Source organism: Streptomyces sp. AC602_WCS936 (assembly GCF_019049125.1).
Lineage (GTDB): Bacteria > Actinomycetota > Actinomycetes > Streptomycetales > Streptomycetaceae > Streptomyces.
Genome location: NZ_JAGMUF010000137.1, coordinates 26,532 through 42,436, shown reverse-complemented (window position 1 = coordinate 42,436; position 15,905 = coordinate 26,532). Strand labels below are relative to the sequence as shown.

Genomic DNA, 15,905 nt, shown 5'->3' with positions numbered 1-15,905 from the left:
CCGGGACCGCGGCCACGGCGAGGGCGTTCGGCCCGGCATGTCCGCCACGGGCGCCCTCGTCAGCCGGCCGCGTTGTCGGTGCGCATCCGCACCTGCTCCTCCAGGCGCCGCAGGCTGCCTTCCAGAGCCTCGGCCACCGCGGGCTGTCCCGGGTCGTGGTCCTCGTCGAAGAACGACAGGTGTACCGTCACCTCGCTGGCCCCGCTGTCCAGTCCGGCGACCTGCAGCCAGCCGGCGTAGCTGCCTTGCTCGCGGGTGCCCCATTCGAGCCGCATCTGCTCGGGCCGGGCACTCAGCAGCGCGGAGGTGTCCTGGTCGGTGCGGTCCTCGTGCACGGTGACGGCGGGCGGCTCCTCCGGCTCGACGTGCAGGTCCCGGGGCAGCCAGGTGTCGAGCTGCCCGACGTTCGCGGCCTGGTCGAAGACCTGTTCCGGCTGGGCCGGCATGGTGCGGGAACGCTCGTACTCGGTCATGTGGCACCACTCCTCGGCGTTCGGGGGCCTACGACGAGACGCGTGCCCCCTCTGCCCGGACCGAAGCGCTCCGCGAGTGACCGGCCCGGCGGGCGGGGTGGGGTGCGCGGTGCCAGACTGCTGGCAAGGTGCCCCGTCCCGGCGGGTCTGTCGACGAGGGGAGACGAGGTGTCGACGTCAGAGGCGAGCGAGGTGCTCCTGCAGGAGTTCCTCGCCGATCCGGCCCATCTGACTCTGGACCTGGCCACCGCCGTGACCCGTTGCACCAAGGCACTGGACCTGCAACACGCCGTGGTCTACCTCGTCGACCTCCAGCAGCGGCACCTCGTGCCGCAGACCGACGTGGCGCCCCCCATCCCCGTCGACGGCTCACTCGCCGGCTGGGCCTACCGGACGCAGGCGCTGCGCGTGGAGGAGTCCGACACCGGCGGCGTCACGGCGTGGCTGCCCCTGCTCGACGGTGCCGAGCGGCTCGGCGTGCTGGGGGTGCACACGTCCGCGCTCACCACCGCCACGCTGGTGCGGAGCCGGGCGCTGGCCTCGCTGCTGGCCATGATAATCACGTCGAAGAGGGCCTTCGAGGACTCGTTCGTCCGGCACACGCGCACCGAGCCGATGCACCTCACCTCCGAGATGCTCCGGGCCTTCCTGCCGCCCCGCACCATCGGCAACTCGCACGTGGTGTCGACGGCCGTACTGGAGCCCGCGTACGAGCTCGGCGGCGACGCCTTCGACCACTCGCTCACCCAGACGACGCTGCACGTGTCGGTCATCGACGCCATGGGGCACGACCTCGCCTCCGGGCTGACCAGCGCGGTGGCGCTGGCCGCCTGCCGCAACGCCCGGCGCAACGGGGCCGACCTGCCCGCGCTCGTGCGGTGCGTCGACGAGGCGCTGGCGGGGTGGCTGCCGGAGCAGTACTGCACCGCGGTCCTCGCCCAGCTGGAGTTCGAGACGGGGCTGCTGCGGTGGAGCAACTGCGGTCACCCTGCGCCGCTGCTCATCCGCGGTGACCAGTTGATCGTCGACGCCCTGGAGCGGGAGGCCGACCCGCCGATGGGCGCGCCGGCCCAGTTGTCCACCGAGCCGCGCCGGACGCACGAGATGCGGCTGGAGCCCGGCGACCGGGTCCTGCTGTACACCGACGGGATCACCGAGGCGCGCACCCGGGAGGAGAAGCTGTTCGGGCTCGAGCGGTTCGCGGACTACGTCATCCGGGCCACGGCGGGCGGCGAGCTGGCTCCGGAGACCCTGCGGCGGCTGATCCACTCGATCCTGGACTCGCAGTCCGGCGGGCAGCTGCGGGACGACGCGACGATCCTGATGTTCGAATGGCGGCCGCCGGCCCCCTGACGTACCGGCGGCGCGGCGGCCGGGGGTCAGACCGAGTGCCCCCGCGCACGCAGCCAGTCGTGCACGGTGTCCTTGTCGGCCGGGGTGATCCGGACGGGACCTTCGACGTAGGGGCCCTCGTCCTCGGTGAACCCGGTGTCCGTGATCCTCGCCGTGACCCACGTGGCCAGGTCCTGGGCGGCCCGTTCGGACAGAGCGCCCCGTTCCCAGCCCGCGCGAGCCGCACGGGCCGCGGCACGGTCGTGGCGTTCGGTCTCCTCGAGCCACGCCGCCACCAGCCGTTCCACGGTCCGCCGGTCGTCGGACCCAGACCGCCGCTGCGTCTGCTTGTCGTTCATGCCGCCCGGGTGCCCCCGATCGCCCCGCCGCCACCGCCGGGGCGACGGCCGTCGTGTCGGCGGTAGCGCGCAGGGTACCCGCCAAGCCAGAGGACGACCGGTCCGCGACAGGCAGCAGCCCGGAGAGGGGACAGCGATGACGCAGCCCGCCGACGACCACGCTCTCGACCAGCGCGCCGGCGTTTCCGAGCTCCGTCCGACGGTGGGGGATCCCGGACCCGTCCCCCCGCACGACGCCCGCCACGAAGACCTCCCGCTCGACCGCAATCAGGCGATCCTCCAGGCGGCCAAGCAGGTGGGCGCGTACCTGAAGCGCAACGAGCACCCGTTCGCGCTGGCCGGCAGCGTCGCCGTCTACGCTCACGGCGGCACCCAGAACCTCCAGCACGACGTCGACTTCTGCATCCGTCCCGACGACGCGACGGCCGTGGCCGAGACCCTGCGGGAGGCCGGTCTGGCCGTGTACACGCCGCCCGAGGACTGGCTGCTGAAGGCGACGTGTCTGGGCCAGCAGGTCGACCTCATCTTCGAGCTGGCCCACGAGCCCGTGACGACGGAGCTGCTGTCCCGGGCCGAAGACCTGTCGGTCGACTCGGTGCTCATGCCGGTGCTGGCACCGACCGACCTGCTGCGCGGTCTGCTGGCGGCCTTCTCCGAGCACCACTGCGACTTCGGTGCGGTGCTGCCGATCGCCCGTACCCTGCGGGAGAAGATCGACTGGGACGAGTTGCGCCGCGACTGCGGCGACGCCCCGATGCCTGCCGCGTTCTTCTTCATCCTCGAACGGCTGGAGATCATCTCCCCGGCCGGTTCCCCGGCCGCCCCCGCGGCCACCGCCCCGAAGGAGGAACAGCGATGAGCGACCCCGTCGGACACCAGGGCCCCGCGGCGAGCGGCCCCGCCTCCGCGGGCGAACCCGCCCGGAACGCCGGGAGTACCGAGAACGTCGAGTACCGCGTGGCCCACCTGCACGACCGGCTCGCCGCCGAGGAACTCGGTGAACTCGGCGTACGGGCCGAGATCCGGGCGGGGGCGATCGCGCTCACCGGCACGGTGCCCTCGGCGCAGTGCCGCGAGAGCGTGCTGCGGATCGCCCGCGAGGAGCTGGCAGGACTCACCGTGCACACCGACATCGTGGTGGCGGAGACCACCCGTCCCGACCATGCGGAGGAGCTGTGATGATCCGCGTCGCCGCCGTCGGAGACATCCACATGGGCCCCGACAGCGAGGGGCTGCTGCGGCCCGCCTTCGAGACCCTGCCCGACTGTGCCGACCTGCTGCTGCTCGCCGGGGACCTCACCCGGCACGGCACCCCCGAGGAGGCCCGGGTGGTGGCGCGGGAGGTGCGCGGCCTGCCGGTGCCGGTGGTGGCCGTCCTCGGCAACCACGACCACCACGACGAACAGCCCGAGAAGGTCACCGACATCCTCCGGGAGGCCGGAGTGACGGTCCTGGAGGGCGAGGGGACCGTCGTGGAGTGCGCCGGGGGCCGGGTGGGGATCGCCGGGGCCAAGGGGTTCGGCGGCGGGTTCGTCGGGCGCAGCGCCGGTGAGTTCGGTGAGCCGGTGATGAAGGAGTTCGTGCGCACCACCCGCCGCTCGGCGGACAGTCTGCACGCCGCGCTGGAGGAACTGGACGAGGAGGGCTGCGCGGCCCGGGTGGCGCTGACCCACTTCTCGCCCGTCGCCGACACGCTCGCCGGGGAGCCGCCGGAGATCCATCCCTTCCTCGGCAGCTATCTGCTGGCCGAGGCGATCGACACGGCCGGCGCCGACCTGGCCGTCCACGGCCACGCCCACCTGGGCACCGAGCACGGGATGACGGCGGGCGGCGTACGGGTGCGCAACGTGGCCCAGCCGGTCATCCGCCGGGCCTTCAACGTCTACCAGCTGGGCTCGGCCTGACCACGTGCCCCGCCCCCGTCACCGCCGTCCTCGTCAGGGCCGTTCCGGGTCCCGCGTCGTACGCCCGAGACAGGTGACGTCGGCGGGGTCGAGTCCGGCCGCCTCGATCACGTGGAAGCCCAGGCGGTCGTAGAAGGCCCTGGCGGGTGTGTTGGCCGTGGCCATGACCAAGTGGACGGCCGGGACTCCGCGTTCGCGCAGCGCCCGCCAGAACGTCCGCATCAGCGCCCGGCCGTGGCCGCGGCCCTGCCACTCGGGCAGCAGGTCGATGTGCAGGTGGGCCGGGTAGGCGGCGAGTTCGGGGACGATCATCCGCTCCGGGTCGTGCAGCAGCCCGGCCATCACCTCGTCCGGTGTGCCGGGCGGGCCCGCGGGCGCCGGGTAGCGGTCCGCGACGCGCGGCAGCCACTTGGCGCGGAACTCCTCGGCGAAGCGCGGGGTGTCCGCCGTGCCGAGGATGTAGCCGACCGCCCGGCCGGTCCCGTCGTCCAGCACGAAGGCCAGGTCAGGGTCCAGGTGGACGTAGGGGGCGGCGAAGATGGCGGGCAGGACGGCGGGGTCGGCGTACACGGGCCGGCTGTCCCGGCCGTTGTGCGCGGTGCGGATGCAGATGTCGTCGAGGGCCGGGGCGTCGGCGGGACGGTACGGGCGTACGGCGGCAGTCGGGTTCACCACGGCATCCTCTCCCTCTGGGAGCGCTCCCACAAGTAGTTCGCTTCGATCCGGGGCGCCCGGGTACCCGGCGGCCGGCAGTGTGGCGGACGTTGGCGGGAGGCCGGCGATGGAGGATGCGACGGACCGGATCGCGCAACCGTGGGGCGGCAGGACGCCGTACCGGCGGGGCGAGACCTGGCCGGCCCGGGTGGACACGTTCCTCGCGGAGGGGATGGAGCCGGGGGCGGTCGAGCGCTGGGTGCAGTCGGCGTCGATCCTGCACTCGGACGGCGACGCCATGGACATCGCGGTGGCCGACGGCCGGATGGTGGGCGTGCGGGGCCGCGACGTGGACCGGGTCAACCGGGGGCGCCTCGGTCCGAAGGACCTGTTCGGTTGGCAGGCGAACGCCTCCCGGGACCGGCTCACCCGGCCACTGGTACGGCGCGACGGACGGCTGGTGGAGACGGACTGGGACACCGCGATGGACCTGGTGGCCGCCCGCTCGCGCGAGCTGCTCGACGAGCGTGGGCCGGGGTCGATCGGCTTCTACACCTCGGGCCAGCTGTTCCTGGAGGAGTACTACACCCTCACGGTCCTCGCCCGGGCCGGCATCGGCACCAACCACCTGGACGGCAACACCCGCCTGTGCACGTCGACGGCGGCGGAGGCGCTGAAGGAGACCTTCGGCTGCGACGGACAGCCCGGCAGCTACGACGACTTCGACCACGCCGACGTGATCGCGCTGTACGGCCACAACATCGCCGAGACCCAGCCCGTGCAGTGGATGCGGCTGCTGGACCGGCTGGAGGGGGCCGACCCGCCGCGCCTGCTGTGCGTCGACCCACGGCCCACGAGGGTCGCCCGGCACGCCACCGTGCACCTCGCGCCCCGCGGCGGCACCAACGTCGCGCTGCTCAACGCCCTGCTGCACGAGACGATCCGGCACGACCGCGTCGACCGGGACTTCGTCGCCGCGCACACCGTCGGCTTCGAGGAGCTGGCCGAGCGGGTCGCCGACTGCACGCCCAAGTGGGCGGCGGACATCTGCGACGTGCCGGCCGCCCGGATCGAGGAGGCGGCCGAACTCGTCGGCACCACCGACGCGTTGGTCTCCACCGTCCTCCAGGGCGTCTACCAGTCCCACCAGGCCACCGCGGCCGCGGTCCAGATCAACAACCTGCACCTGATCCGCGGCATGCTGGGCCGGCCGGGCGCCGGTCTGCTGCAGATGAACGGCCAGCCCACCGCGCAGAACACCCGCGAGTGCGGAGCCAACGGCGACCTGCCGGGCTTCCGCAACTGGCAGAACGACTCCCACGTCGCCGACCTGGCGAAGGTGTGGAACGTCGAGCCGGAGAAGATCCCCCACTACGCGCCGCCCACGCACGCGATGCAGATGTACCGGTACGCCGAGCAGGGCTCGATCCGGATGCTGTGGATCAGCGGCACCAACCCGGCGGTGTCCCTGCCCGAACTCTCCCGCATCCGCTCGATCCTGACGCAGAAACGCCTGTTCACCGTCGTACAGGATCTGTTCCTGACGGAGACGGCGCAGCTGGCCGACGTGGTGCTGCCCGCCGCCACCTGGGGCGAGAAGACCGGCGCCCTGACCAACGCCGACCGCACGGTGCACCTGTCCGAGAAGGCCGTCGAACCGCCCGGTGAGGCCAAACCGGACCTCGACATCTTCCTGGACTACGCCCGGCGGATGGACTTCCGGGACAAGGACGGCGGCCCGCTCATCACCTGGGACGACCCCGAGTCGGCGTTCGAGGCGTGGAAGCGGTGCAGCGCGGGCCGCCCCTGCGACTACACCGGCCTCACGTACGCCAAGCTCCGCGACACCAGCGGCATCCAGTGGCCCTGCGACGAGGACGCGCCCGAGGGCACCGCCCGGCTCTACACCGACGGCATCAGCTGGGCCCACCCGGACCTGTGCGAGAGCTACGGCAAGGACCTGGAGACCGGGGCGTCGCAGGAGGTCGTCGAGTACCGCTCCCTCAACCCGGACGGCAAGGCGATGCTGAAGGCCGCCGCCTACTGGCCGCCGCACGAGGAGCCGGACGAGGAGTACCCGTTCCAGCTCACCACGGGCCGGACGGTCTACCACTTCCACACCCGTACGAAGACCGGACGCGCACCCCAGCTCCGCGACGCCGCCCCGGACGTGTGGGTGGAGATCTCCACCGAGGACGCCGACCGGCTCGGCCTCGCCGAGGGGGACCTGGTCGAGGTCGCCAGCAGGCGGGGCGCGCTGCGCGGCCGGCTGCGGCTGACCGGCATCCGTCCCGGACTGCTCTTCGTGCCGTTCCACTACGGCTACTGGGACACCGCGAACGGATCGGGGCCGGGCCCGGACACCCCCGGACGGGCGGCGAACGAGACGACGATCACCGACTGGGACCCGGCCTCCAAGCAACCGCTGTTCAAGACGTCCACGGCGGCGCTCACGCTCGTCGAGCGCGGCGACGGCACCCCCTCCCCGGCGCCGACCACCACCGCGTCGGCACCCGCCACCGCCGGTGCCGCCCGCCCCACCGAGGGCGGCGAGGCCGCGCACACGACACAGGTCCCGACCCGGTTCCCGCACGGCCGCGAGGAGGGCGCCCAGTGAACGGCATCACCCTGACCCTGCGCACGCTGCACCGCGGCGAGCGGCACCTGGCGCACGACCTGGTGACGGTGGCCGAGCGGCACCGCACCGAGCACGAGGTGCACCACGTCGCCACCGACCTCGCCAACTGGTCCCGCGAGCACGTCCGGCGCCTGTCCGAGGTCGCCGCGCACCACGACGTGAAGCTCGGCGACCCGCCGGACACCTCCCCGGACGGCCTGTTCGCGACGCTGCGCAAGAAGGCCTCGGAGGCGGTGGTGAACCGGCCGGAGCCCGGCCTGCTGCTCCTGCGCGACCTGCGCGAGCTGCATGTGGCCGCCGCGGAGAACTCGCTGCACTGGGAGATGCTCGCGCAGGCCGCGCAGGCCTCCAGGAACAGCGAACTGCTGGGGCTCGCCTCCGCCTGCCACCCCCAGACACTGCGCCAGATGCGCTGGACCAACACCATGATCAAGAACCTGTCGCCGCAGATCCTGAACAGTCTGTGACCTGCACGGACACCAGGTCCCACACCACCGGCGAGCGTCCGCGCCACACCGCCTGCCGAATGGCGCCCACCGGCCCGGTCACCCGATGATCCCAGTAGTCGTCACACCCCTGTCACTGCTCCGGTAACCCCTTTGGAGAGCGAGAGAGCGTCATGAGTCTTCTGCGTATCGCCGGCCGTCCGATGCTCGCCTCGATGTTCGTCGCGGGCGGTCTGCAGTCCCTGCGGCGGCCCGAGGACGTGGCACCGGCCGCCGAGCCGATCGTGCGGCCGCTGACCGACCGCGTGTCGGTGTTGCCGGACCGCACCGAACAACTCGTACGGCTCAACGGCGCCGTCCAGGTCGTCGGCGGGGTCATGCTCGGGCTCGGCCGCTGTCCGCGCCTGGCCGCACTGGCCCTGGCGGCGACGCTGGTCCCCACCACTCTGGCGGCACACCGCTACTGGGACGCGGACGACCCGTCCGACCGCGCCCAGCAGCGCATCCACTTCCTGAAGAACCTGTCCATGATGGGCGGGCTGCTGATCGCGGCCGACGACACCGGCAGCGCCCCCTCGCTGGTGTGGCGCGGCCGGCACGCCGCCCAGGACCTGCGCCACGACGCCCGTCTGGTGCGGCGTTCGGTCCGTGCCGCGGCCCGTCCCGCGACGGCGGCGGGCGGTCTCAGGGCGAAGCTGGGCGCCTGCGCCGGACGTTAGCCCGCCGAACGAGGGGGGACTCGACGCCCGTGGCGGGTCGGACCCGGCACGCCACGAGCCGGCTGGAGGTGAAACATGGGACACGGTGGAAACGTCATCGACGAGCTGACGACCGATCACCGTGAGGTCGAGGAGCTCTTCGGCAAGATCGAGGCGCTGCCGTCCGGTCACAAGGACCGCAAGCTGTACGCGGATCAGGCGACGATCGAGCTGATCCGGCATTCGGTGGCGGAGGAGGCCTACCTCTACCCCGCCGTCCGTGAGCACGTGGCGAACGGGAACGCCCTCGCGGACAAGGAACTCGAGGACCACGCGGGCGCCGAGCAGATCATGAAGGACCTGGAGGGCTGCGCGTCGGACGACGCGGAGTTCGACCGGTTGATCGGCATGCTGATGAGCGAGATCCGCGAGCACGTCGCCGACGAGGAGGGCAACCTCTTCCCCCGGCTTCGCGAGGCGTGCCCCCCGGATGCCCTGAACGAGCTGGGCGACAAGGTCCGGCAGGCCAAGAAGACGGCGCCGACCCGACCGCACCCGTCCGCCCCGGACAAGCCGCCGATGAACAAGCTGCTGGCGCCCGGCGCGGGAATGGTCGACCGGGTGCGGGACGCGATGTCGGGCCGGGGCAAGTCCGGCTGAACCGTCACCATCACCACGAGGGGCCCGTCGCCGTGGCGACGGGCCCCTCGTACACGCGGTCAGTGACCCAGCAGCGCCCGCACGGAGACGACCGGCGTACCGACGGCGGCGGCCAGCCGGGCAGGCCCCTGGGACCCGGTGACGAGCGCGTCGGCGGCACGCAGCACACCCGCGAACGTCCGCGGATCGGTACGTCCACCCAGGTCGACGCCCGTCTCACCGGCGACCCGGTGGGTCAGTGCGGTCTCCTCCGGCCCGCCGGTGACGACGACGCGGTGCCCGGCGTCGGCGAGCCGGGCGACCGCCGCCGCACCGCGTCCGGCCTCCCAGGCACGGCCGGGGTCCCCCGCCCCCGGGTGGACGACGACGTACGGGCCGTTCCCGGTGAGACCGGCGGTGTCCGGCGCCGGCCGCACGCGGAGTCCGCCGTCGTCGCCGCGCCGCAGCCCGAACCCCATCGACGCGGCCGCGTCGAGCGCCGCCTCCTCCTCGGAGAGACCGGTCGGCCCCTCAATGGCACCGATCCGCCGGACGCACGCCGAGCGCAGGACCCCCGTCGCATGCGAGGACCCCCGCGGCCCGGGAGCGAGGACGAGCGCGACGTCGTACGCCTCCGCACGCAGCCGGCTCACCAGGCCGTCGGTGCCGTCGCCGCCCGGCTGGTCCCACACCACGACGTCGTCGACGTGCGGCAGCAGCCGGGCGGCGGGCGCACCACGGGCCCCGCACAACATGGTCAGGCGGGTGGCCCGGGTGGCGACCGCGCGGACCGCCGGGCCGGCCAGGAGGACATCACCGAGTCCGCCGGGACGGGCTACGAGGGCCTTCACGCCCACCACTCCCCCGCGCGCTCGGCCGGCGCCGCCGGGACCGGATCGGGCCGCTCCGCGAGGGAGGCGACGGTGCGTTCCAGGCCCTCCTGCCAGGTCACGCTCGGCAACCAGCCGAAGATCTCGCGGGCGAAGCCGGTGACCGGCCGGGACTCGTCCGGCGCCGTCCCCTCGACGAACACCAGCGGCGAGCCGGATCCGGTCAGTTCGATCACCCGTCGGGCGATCTCCACCACCGTGGGCTCCTCGTCGCCACCGATGTCCACGGGCCGTACCGACCGCCCGGCCGCGACCAGCAGCACACCGTCGACCATGTCGTCGACGTAGCACAGCGGCCGGGTCCGGCTGCCGTCCCCGGTGACGGTGACGGGCCGGCCGGCCAGGGCCTGCGCGATGAAGGCACCGGGCGTGTCCCCGTCGTCCGTCCGCATGCCGGGCCCGTAGCCGGTGAAGAGGCGGACGATCCCGGCGTTCGAGCCGTGGGCGGCCGCGTGCGCGGCGACCAGGGCCTCGGAGAACCGGACGGCCTCGGCACGGGCGGTGTGCGGACCGACCGGGTCGGCACCGTCACCGGCGGACACCGGGGGTGAGGAGGCCAGCAGGAACCGGGCTCCGTCCCGCTCCGCGACGCCCAGCGCGGCCCGGGTCCCGAGGCTGCCGGTGTCGAGGACCTCCACGGACCGCTCGGACCAGGACGCCGGGGAGACCCCCGGCCCCGCCAGGTGCAGAACGAGGTCGTAGGGGCCGGTGAGCAGCTCGGCGCACCCCTCCCGCGAGACGTCACGCTCCAGAAAGCGGAAGCCGGGACGGCCCGCGAGGTGGGCCACCTTCTCGGCCCGCCCGGTGGAGAGGTTGTCGAGGCAGTCGACTTCGACCCCCGAATCGAGCAGGCGGGTGCACAGATGGGACCCGAGGAACCCCGCACCGCCGGTGACCAGGGCCCGGTGCCAGGGCGGCCGGGCCTCCTCCCGCGGGCTGAACGCCGCCGTCGGCATCATGAGGACGACCTTCCTTCCTCCGCGAAGCGCTGACGAGCGCGCCCCGGGTGCCCCACCGAGTAGCTTTCATGCTCTGACGCCTGCCGCGGCCCCTCCCGTACGGCCCGGCCCCTGTGGCCACCGTCACGCCACCGCACCCACCCGGCCGGCAGACGGCGACCCTGTGATCAAGCCCACTCACCCCACCAAGTACCTTCCGGCCAACCGGACTTCGTTCCGCGCCACCCGGTCGCGGAAGGCGCGCCGGCGAGGACTGTCCGGTCCCTTCTGCCACGATGGTCGGCGCCGTATCCGGCTCAGTGGAGTGGCCGCGCAGCGCAGCCGGGCTTCTCACTCCCGTCCCGTACCCCTTCCGGGTCCCCCGGCCGTCTTCGAGTGGCGCACTGTGTCTTCTTCCCCTGCCCCTGCCCCCGCCCCGTCCAGTTCGCCGTGGCGGTCTCTGAGATACCGCAGCATGCGCTGGTGGTCGGTGGCGAACTTCGTCTCGAACGCCGGTACGTGGATGCAGCTCACGGTGCAGAACCTGCTGGTCCTCCAGATCACCGGGTCGGCCGCCGCGACGGGTCTGTCCATGTCCGTCCAGGCTGCGCCGGCACTGCTGATCAGCGTGTTCGGCGGCGCTGCCGTCGACCGCTGGCCGCGGAAGCTGACCGCCGCGGTCAGCCAGGCGCTGCTCGGCGCCATCGCGTTCGTGACGGCGCTCATGGTGGCGCTCGACCGGCTGGACGTGACCACCCTGATGGTGCTGGCCGCCGTCACCGGTGTCATCGCCACCGTCGACGGTCCGGCCTGCTCGCTGCTGGGCAACGACCTGGTCCCGGCCGAGGACGTGCCCTCCGCGATCGGCGTGGGCGCGCTGGTCCACCAGGCGGGCCGCCTCACCGGTGCCGCGCTCGCCGGTGTGACCGTCGGTTTCCTGGGCACGGCCGCCGCCTACGCCGCCAACGGCTTGTCGTTCCTGTTCGTCGCCTCGGTCATACCCTTCCTGCGACCGGCCCGGGGCGCGGTCAAGCACGTGGCGACCACGCGCCGCGACACCATGAGCGTGCGCGAGGGACTGTCCTTCTTCGTCCGCCGTCCCCGCCTGCTGGGACTGGCCGGGGTCACGGGGGTCAGCGCGGTCTTCGGGCGCAACTACCAGCTGACGCTGGCGGTGCTCGTCACCGGGCCCCTGGCGGGCGGCGCGGGATCGTTCGGCACGGTCTCCACGGTGCTGGCGGCCGGTGGCATCGTCGGCGCGGTCCTGGGCGCCCGGCTGCGGCGGCCCTCCGTGCGGGTGGTGGGCGCGCTGGCCGCGGCGGGCGGACTGCTGCAAGTGGTGGCGGGTCTGTCGCCGTCGCTGGCCGTCCTCCTGGTGATGGTGCTGCCCATGGCCGTCGTGGAGTCCGTCTCCGACACCGCCGGCACGGCGGTCCTCCAGACCGACCCGCCCGCGCACATGCGGGGCCGGGTGCTCGGGGTGTGGGGCAGCATCGGCACGGTGTGGAGCCTCGGCGGCCCACCGGCTCTGGGCCTGCTGATGGAACTGGCCGGCGCGCGCGGGGCCCTCATCGCGGGCGGCCTCATCATCGCGGGCACGATCGGGGCGGGGCATGTGCTGCACGCCCGCAGGCCGGCGGGGGCGGTGCCCTTGCGGGGCGGCGACACGGAGGCGCCGGCGCGGGCGGCGCTGGGGACGGCGGCGTGACCCTGCGGGGCTTGGGCGGAGGTCTTTCGTGCCCGGCGTTCCCCTTGGCACCCGGCGTGGGCGTGCAGGGTGGGTGCGCTGCGCGGCGCTGACGGGGTGCCCGGCGTGGCTGCGGCCGTGGGGGTGGGTCGCGCGGCCCGGCGCTGCGGGGTGCCGCTGCGCCCACCCGTGCCGCCCCTGGGGGTACCTCCCAGGCCGTTCAGGCACTGGGGGAGGCACGACTGCCCGCAGCTACGGCGGGTCAGCCGCGTACGGCGGGAAGGGGACGTGTCGGGGGGTGTCCGCCCGCAGCGGTTGGCGCGTCCGCGCCGTTCAGTCCCGTAGCCGACCCATTTCGCGCCGTTCCGAGGACGGACACCCCCGGCGCGGCCCCGACCCACCCACAACGGAACCGCGCTACCCGCACCCCCACCGACCAGCCACAGGCCGCCGCAGGCACCGGTCAGGCGACGAGCGCCTGGCCCGGATCCAGCCGTGCGTCGAGTTCGGCGCGGTGCAGTTCGGCCACGGGTGCGACGAGGTCGGGATGGCGCAGCAACGCCGCCGCCCGCCAATCGCGGTCGTCGGGAGTCAGCAGGCGGCGGAACTCGACCGGCGTACCGCCCTCGGTCAGCGCGGCCACCGCGCGGGCGGCGAGTCCGGGGTCGGTGAGCAGACAGGCCGCCCAGCTCACGACGACCTCGTCCACCCAGGTCCGCCAGGCCTCCTCCTCCGCGTCCACGCCCCCCGTGCCGTCCGCGCCGGTGATCCAGTCGAGGCGGGCGGAACCTCCCGGACCCGACACGCCCATCAGCCCGACGTCCATCGGCGTCGGGTAGCGAAGCCGGGCGGCCACCGTCACCGCCTGCCGTGCCTGCACCTCGGACAGGGCGCAGGCCAGCGCCCCACCCGTCGCCGGGTAGGCGTGGGTGAGCCACTGGGCGGTCGCCGCGATGACGGGAGAGAGGTCTGCGTGCACTGCCGGGCCGTCCGAACTGCTCGTCGAGGGAAACAGGGGGTCCGCGAAAACCGTAGCCCGCGACCCGCCGCACGGAACATGGCCCGGCTCTCGTCGACCGCGTGGCCTCGGCCACACCCCGACTCCGCACAGACGGGTCAGCAGCCGCTCACTGGGTCGCCATGACGATGCAGCGCCGCAGCTCCTCGACCGCCTCGCGGGAGCCCTCGACGACCACTCCTCCGTCCCCTCCCCGGTTCCACAGCCGCCGCAGCACGGCCTCCGGCGAACCGCTCAGCGTCACGTCGGCCCTCCCGCCCCCGTCCCCGCCCCCGTCCGTCACGGTGAACTCCCCCGGACCGGTCCTCACCCGCCACGCCGCGTCACCGGCGCGCACCAGGACCGTGTGCCCGGGCGAACCGGCGAGGATGTCGGTGAAGTACTCGCCCCACTCGGCGACGGCGTACGCGGCGAAGACCTTCAGCAGTTCGTCGATCCCGTCCACGGCGAGGTCCGCCGGGACGGGTGCGACGGGCTGTCCGGTGGCGAGTTCGGCGTCGACGCGGTGGATGACGGTCTCCTGGGCCATCCGCCGCATCCAGAAGCCGACGCTCTGGTCGGGCCCGTACCAGGCGGCGGCCGCGTCCCCGGGAGCGCGGGTGGCGAACTCGGCGCGCAGCGCGGTGTACCCCCGGTCGAGCAGCACCGTCGGCTCCTCGTCGGCGAACTCCTTCGGGGGCCACGGCTCGGGCTCGACACCCTCCCGCATGGCCACGGTCTTGTGCAGGTAGACCTCGCCGACGTGGCGGGTCAGGTCGGCGACGCTCCAGCCGGGACAGGTAGGCACCGGTGCGTCGGCGCCGGTTTCGACGACCGCCCGCAGCCGGTCGTAGTCGGCCGCGAGGCAGTCGAGAAGGCGAGTGAACTCCATGCCGGGATGCATGCCGCAGAGCCAAGCACAGGCTCAGGACCGAAGCACGGTCTTTTCCACCCCGCCCCCGCTCACCAGGCCACGCTGGGAATCGCGGGCCGGCGAACCGCCTCGGCGGCGTCCCGCAGGTGCAGTGCGACGGTGATCAGCGCGCGCAGGGCCGAGGGCCGCAGGCTCTGGGCACTCTCGGCCGCCAGCACCAGCAGACAGCCCGCGGCCTGCTCGACGACGGGGACCGAGAAGGCGAAGTCGTCGCCGTCGGCCCCCCGGAAGGCACGCCAGGGGGTCGCGGCCCCGTCGATGGCCTTGTGGACGGCCTGCTCGAGGTGATGGGCGGCCTGTTCGCACACCGGGGCGGGGAGGGTGATGGTGCGATGGAACGCTGAACTGGTCATAGTCCCACTGCTCCCCCGCACCCGGGGCGTTCGATCGGCGCACCGGGCGTTTTTCACCGGGTCGGCCGCAGCGGGTCCTAGTCTGGTGGCCGTGCGCCCCGTCACCTCGCCCTCGGCCGCCGCCGCCCGGCTCACCGGCCGGCCGGTGACCGGTGAACGCCCGTTGTCCGGTTCGCTCACCGAGGTCACCCTCGACGACGGGCGCACGGTGATGGTCAAGCGCGGCGACGGCACGGGAGCGGCGCGGGCCGAGGCGGCGGGGCTGCGCTGGCTGGCCGACGCCGGGACGGTGCGTATCCCGGTGGTGCACGGTGACGACGAGCGGTGGCTGGTCACCGACCGCGTGGCGCAGGGCCGGGCGACTGCCGGGGCGGCGGACCGGTTCGGCCGGGACCTGGCCGCCCTGCACGCCGCCGGGGCGCCCGCGTTCGGCGCCGCGCCGCCCGGCGGAACCGAGGAGGCGTACATCGGGCTCGCCCCGATGCGCAACGCCACGGGAAGCGACTGGCCGCGCTGGTACGCCGAGCACCGGGTGCTGCCGTATCTGCGTACCGCGGTCGACGCCGGCACCCTCGGTCCGGCCGAGGCCGCCGACGTCGAGCGGGTCTGCGAGCGGCTGCCCGGGCTGGCGGGGCCGCCTGAGCCGCCCGCCAGGCTGCACGGTGACCTGTGGAACGGGAACGTGCTGTGGGGCGCCGACGGACAGGTGCACCTGATCGACCCGGCGGCGCACGGCGGGCACCGGGAGACCGACCTCGCGATGCTGCGCCTCTTCGGCTGCCCGCACCTGGAGCGGATCCTGGCCGCCTACGAGGAGTCGGCCCCGCTCGCGGACGGCTGGGCCGACCGCGTCGGCGTGCACCAGCTCTTCCCGCTGCTGGTGCACGCCGTACTGTTCGGCCGGGGCTACGCCGAGCAGGCCCTGACGGCGGCCCGGGCGGCGCTGCGCTCCGCCGGGTGAGC

At 73.8% G+C, this 15,905-nt stretch carries 18 protein-coding genes; 10 read left to right on the top strand and 8 right to left on the bottom strand.

The window, feature by feature from the left end:
* Positions 1–59: 59 nt before the first annotated feature.
* Complete coding sequence (locus tag KUM03_RS36405) at positions 60–473, bottom strand: SRPBCC family protein (RefSeq protein WP_217254837.1); 414 nt, start codon at positions 471–473, stop codon at positions 60–62.
* 168 nt (positions 474–641) lie between these two features.
* Here KUM03_RS36405 and KUM03_RS36400 point away from each other — a divergent pair, with 168 nt between their 5' ends.
* Positions 642–1,826, top strand: a complete 1,185-nt coding sequence (locus tag KUM03_RS36400) for a PP2C family protein-serine/threonine phosphatase (protein WP_217254836.1) — start codon at positions 642–644, stop codon at positions 1,824–1,826.
* 26 nt (positions 1,827–1,852) lie between these two features.
* Here KUM03_RS36400 and KUM03_RS36395 read toward each other — a convergent pair whose 3' ends face one another.
* Positions 1,853–2,164 (bottom strand): hypothetical protein, encoded by a 312-nt coding sequence (locus KUM03_RS36395; protein ID WP_217254834.1) that lies wholly within the window; start codon positions 2,162–2,164, stop codon positions 1,853–1,855.
* Positions 2,165–2,300: 136 nt separating this feature from the next.
* Between KUM03_RS36395 and KUM03_RS36390 the strand changes: the two genes are divergently transcribed.
* From KUM03_RS36390 to KUM03_RS36380, 3 genes are read left to right on the top strand one after another with little or no spacing between them, the layout of a single operon-like run.
* Complete coding sequence (locus tag KUM03_RS36390) at positions 2,301–3,023, top strand: nucleotidyltransferase domain-containing protein (protein ID WP_217254833.1); 723 nt, start codon at positions 2,301–2,303, stop codon at positions 3,021–3,023.
* A complete protein-coding gene (locus KUM03_RS36385; protein ID WP_254400414.1) occupies positions 3,020–3,343 on the top strand; it encodes a BON domain-containing protein in 324 nt (107 codons plus the stop codon). Before KUM03_RS36390 ends, KUM03_RS36385 begins: the two co-directional genes overlap by 4 nt.
* Positions 3,343–4,068 (top strand): metallophosphoesterase, encoded by a 726-nt coding sequence (locus KUM03_RS36380; RefSeq protein ID WP_217254832.1) that lies wholly within the window; start codon positions 3,343–3,345, stop codon positions 4,066–4,068. The genes KUM03_RS36385 and KUM03_RS36380 overlap by 1 nt, the downstream gene beginning before the upstream one ends.
* A gap of 33 nt (positions 4,069–4,101) precedes the next feature.
* On the opposite strand, the gene KUM03_RS36375 is transcribed toward KUM03_RS36380, so the two are convergent.
* Positions 4,102–4,740: an N-acetyltransferase gene (locus tag KUM03_RS36375; RefSeq protein WP_217255170.1), complete on the bottom strand. Its 639-nt coding sequence runs from the start codon at positions 4,738–4,740 to the stop codon at positions 4,102–4,104.
* Positions 4,741–4,849: 109 nt separating this feature from the next.
* Between KUM03_RS36375 and KUM03_RS36370 the strand changes: the two genes are divergently transcribed.
* The 4 genes from KUM03_RS36370 (at position 4,850) to KUM03_RS36355 (ending at position 9,164) form a co-directional block, all read left to right on the top strand.
* A complete protein-coding gene (locus KUM03_RS36370; protein WP_217254831.1) occupies positions 4,850–7,339 on the top strand; it encodes a molybdopterin oxidoreductase family protein in 2,490 nt (829 codons plus the stop codon).
* Complete coding sequence (locus tag KUM03_RS36365) at positions 7,336–7,827, top strand: hypothetical protein (protein WP_217254830.1); 492 nt, start codon at positions 7,336–7,338, stop codon at positions 7,825–7,827. The genes KUM03_RS36370 and KUM03_RS36365 overlap by 4 nt, the downstream gene beginning before the upstream one ends.
* A gap of 152 nt (positions 7,828–7,979) precedes the next feature.
* Entirely contained in the window at positions 7,980–8,525 is a 546-nt protein-coding gene (locus tag KUM03_RS36360; RefSeq protein WP_217254829.1) for a DoxX family protein, read from the top strand.
* A 75-nt stretch (positions 8,526–8,600) separates the two neighbouring features.
* Positions 8,601–9,164 (top strand): hemerythrin domain-containing protein, encoded by a 564-nt coding sequence (locus tag KUM03_RS36355; protein ID WP_073730267.1) that lies wholly within the window; start codon positions 8,601–8,603, stop codon positions 9,162–9,164.
* A 59-nt stretch (positions 9,165–9,223) separates the two neighbouring features.
* Here the strand turns inward: KUM03_RS36355 and KUM03_RS39135 are convergent, their stop codons facing one another.
* Positions 9,224–9,994 (bottom strand): glycosyltransferase family 9 protein, encoded by a 771-nt coding sequence (locus tag KUM03_RS39135; RefSeq protein ID WP_217254828.1) that lies wholly within the window; start codon positions 9,992–9,994, stop codon positions 9,224–9,226.
* Positions 9,991–10,992 (bottom strand): NAD-dependent epimerase/dehydratase family protein, encoded by a 1,002-nt coding sequence (locus KUM03_RS36345; protein WP_217254827.1) that lies wholly within the window; start codon positions 10,990–10,992, stop codon positions 9,991–9,993. Before KUM03_RS36345 ends, KUM03_RS39135 begins: the two co-directional genes overlap by 4 nt.
* A gap of 454 nt (positions 10,993–11,446) precedes the next feature.
* Here KUM03_RS36345 and KUM03_RS36340 point away from each other — a divergent pair, with 454 nt between their 5' ends.
* Positions 11,447–12,679 carry an MFS transporter gene (locus KUM03_RS36340; RefSeq protein ID WP_217254826.1) on the top strand — a complete coding sequence of 411 codons (1,233 nt, stop codon included), beginning with the start codon at positions 11,447–11,449 and terminating at the stop codon, positions 12,677–12,679.
* A gap of 442 nt (positions 12,680–13,121) precedes the next feature.
* Here KUM03_RS36340 and KUM03_RS36335 read toward each other — a convergent pair whose 3' ends face one another.
* From KUM03_RS36335 to KUM03_RS36325, 3 genes are all read right to left on the bottom strand, one after another.
* Positions 13,122–13,637, bottom strand: a complete 516-nt coding sequence (locus tag KUM03_RS36335; RefSeq protein WP_217254825.1) for a hypothetical protein — start codon at positions 13,635–13,637, stop codon at positions 13,122–13,124.
* Positions 13,638–13,785: 148 nt separating this feature from the next.
* Positions 13,786–14,547, bottom strand: a complete 762-nt coding sequence (locus KUM03_RS36330; protein ID WP_217254824.1) for a maleylpyruvate isomerase family mycothiol-dependent enzyme — start codon at positions 14,545–14,547, stop codon at positions 13,786–13,788.
* 71 nt (positions 14,548–14,618) lie between these two features.
* Positions 14,619–14,942, bottom strand: a complete 324-nt coding sequence (locus tag KUM03_RS36325; RefSeq protein ID WP_043376270.1) for a hypothetical protein — start codon at positions 14,940–14,942, stop codon at positions 14,619–14,621.
* Between the two features lie 91 nt (positions 14,943–15,033).
* Between KUM03_RS36325 and KUM03_RS36320 the strand changes: the two genes are divergently transcribed.
* Positions 15,034–15,903 carry a fructosamine kinase family protein gene (locus KUM03_RS36320; RefSeq protein ID WP_308406478.1) on the top strand — a complete coding sequence of 290 codons (870 nt, stop codon included), beginning with the start codon at positions 15,034–15,036 and terminating at the stop codon, positions 15,901–15,903.
* Positions 15,904–15,905: the final 2 nt, after the last annotated feature.

Coding starts and splice junctions, on each gene's coding strand:
- KUM03_RS36395 (WP_217254834.1), bottom strand. CDS start 2,164: ATGAACGACAAGCAGACGCAGCGGCGGTCTGGGTCCGACGACCGGCGG.
- KUM03_RS36390 (WP_217254833.1), top strand. CDS start 2,301: ATGACGCAGCCCGCCGACGACCACGCTCTCGACCAGCGCGCCGGCGTT.
- KUM03_RS36325 (WP_043376270.1), bottom strand. CDS start 14,942: ATGACCAGTTCAGCGTTCCATCGCACCATCACCCTCCCCGCCCCGGTG.
- KUM03_RS36370 (WP_217254831.1), top strand. CDS start 4,850: ATGGAGGATGCGACGGACCGGATCGCGCAACCGTGGGGCGGCAGGACG.
- KUM03_RS36340 (WP_217254826.1), top strand. CDS start 11,447: ATGCGCTGGTGGTCGGTGGCGAACTTCGTCTCGAACGCCGGTACGTGG.
- KUM03_RS36405 (WP_217254837.1), bottom strand. CDS start 473: ATGACCGAGTACGAGCGTTCCCGCACCATGCCGGCCCAGCCGGAACAG.
- KUM03_RS36355 (WP_073730267.1), top strand. CDS start 8,601: ATGGGACACGGTGGAAACGTCATCGACGAGCTGACGACCGATCACCGT.
- KUM03_RS36360 (WP_217254829.1), top strand. CDS start 7,980: ATGAGTCTTCTGCGTATCGCCGGCCGTCCGATGCTCGCCTCGATGTTC.
- KUM03_RS36345 (WP_217254827.1), bottom strand. CDS start 10,992: ATGATGCCGACGGCGGCGTTCAGCCCGCGGGAGGAGGCCCGGCCGCCC.
- KUM03_RS36380 (WP_217254832.1), top strand. CDS start 3,343: ATGATCCGCGTCGCCGCCGTCGGAGACATCCACATGGGCCCCGACAGC.
- KUM03_RS36330 (WP_217254824.1), bottom strand. CDS start 14,547: ATGGAGTTCACTCGCCTTCTCGACTGCCTCGCGGCCGACTACGACCGG.
- KUM03_RS36385 (WP_254400414.1), top strand. CDS start 3,020: ATGAGCGACCCCGTCGGACACCAGGGCCCCGCGGCGAGCGGCCCCGCC.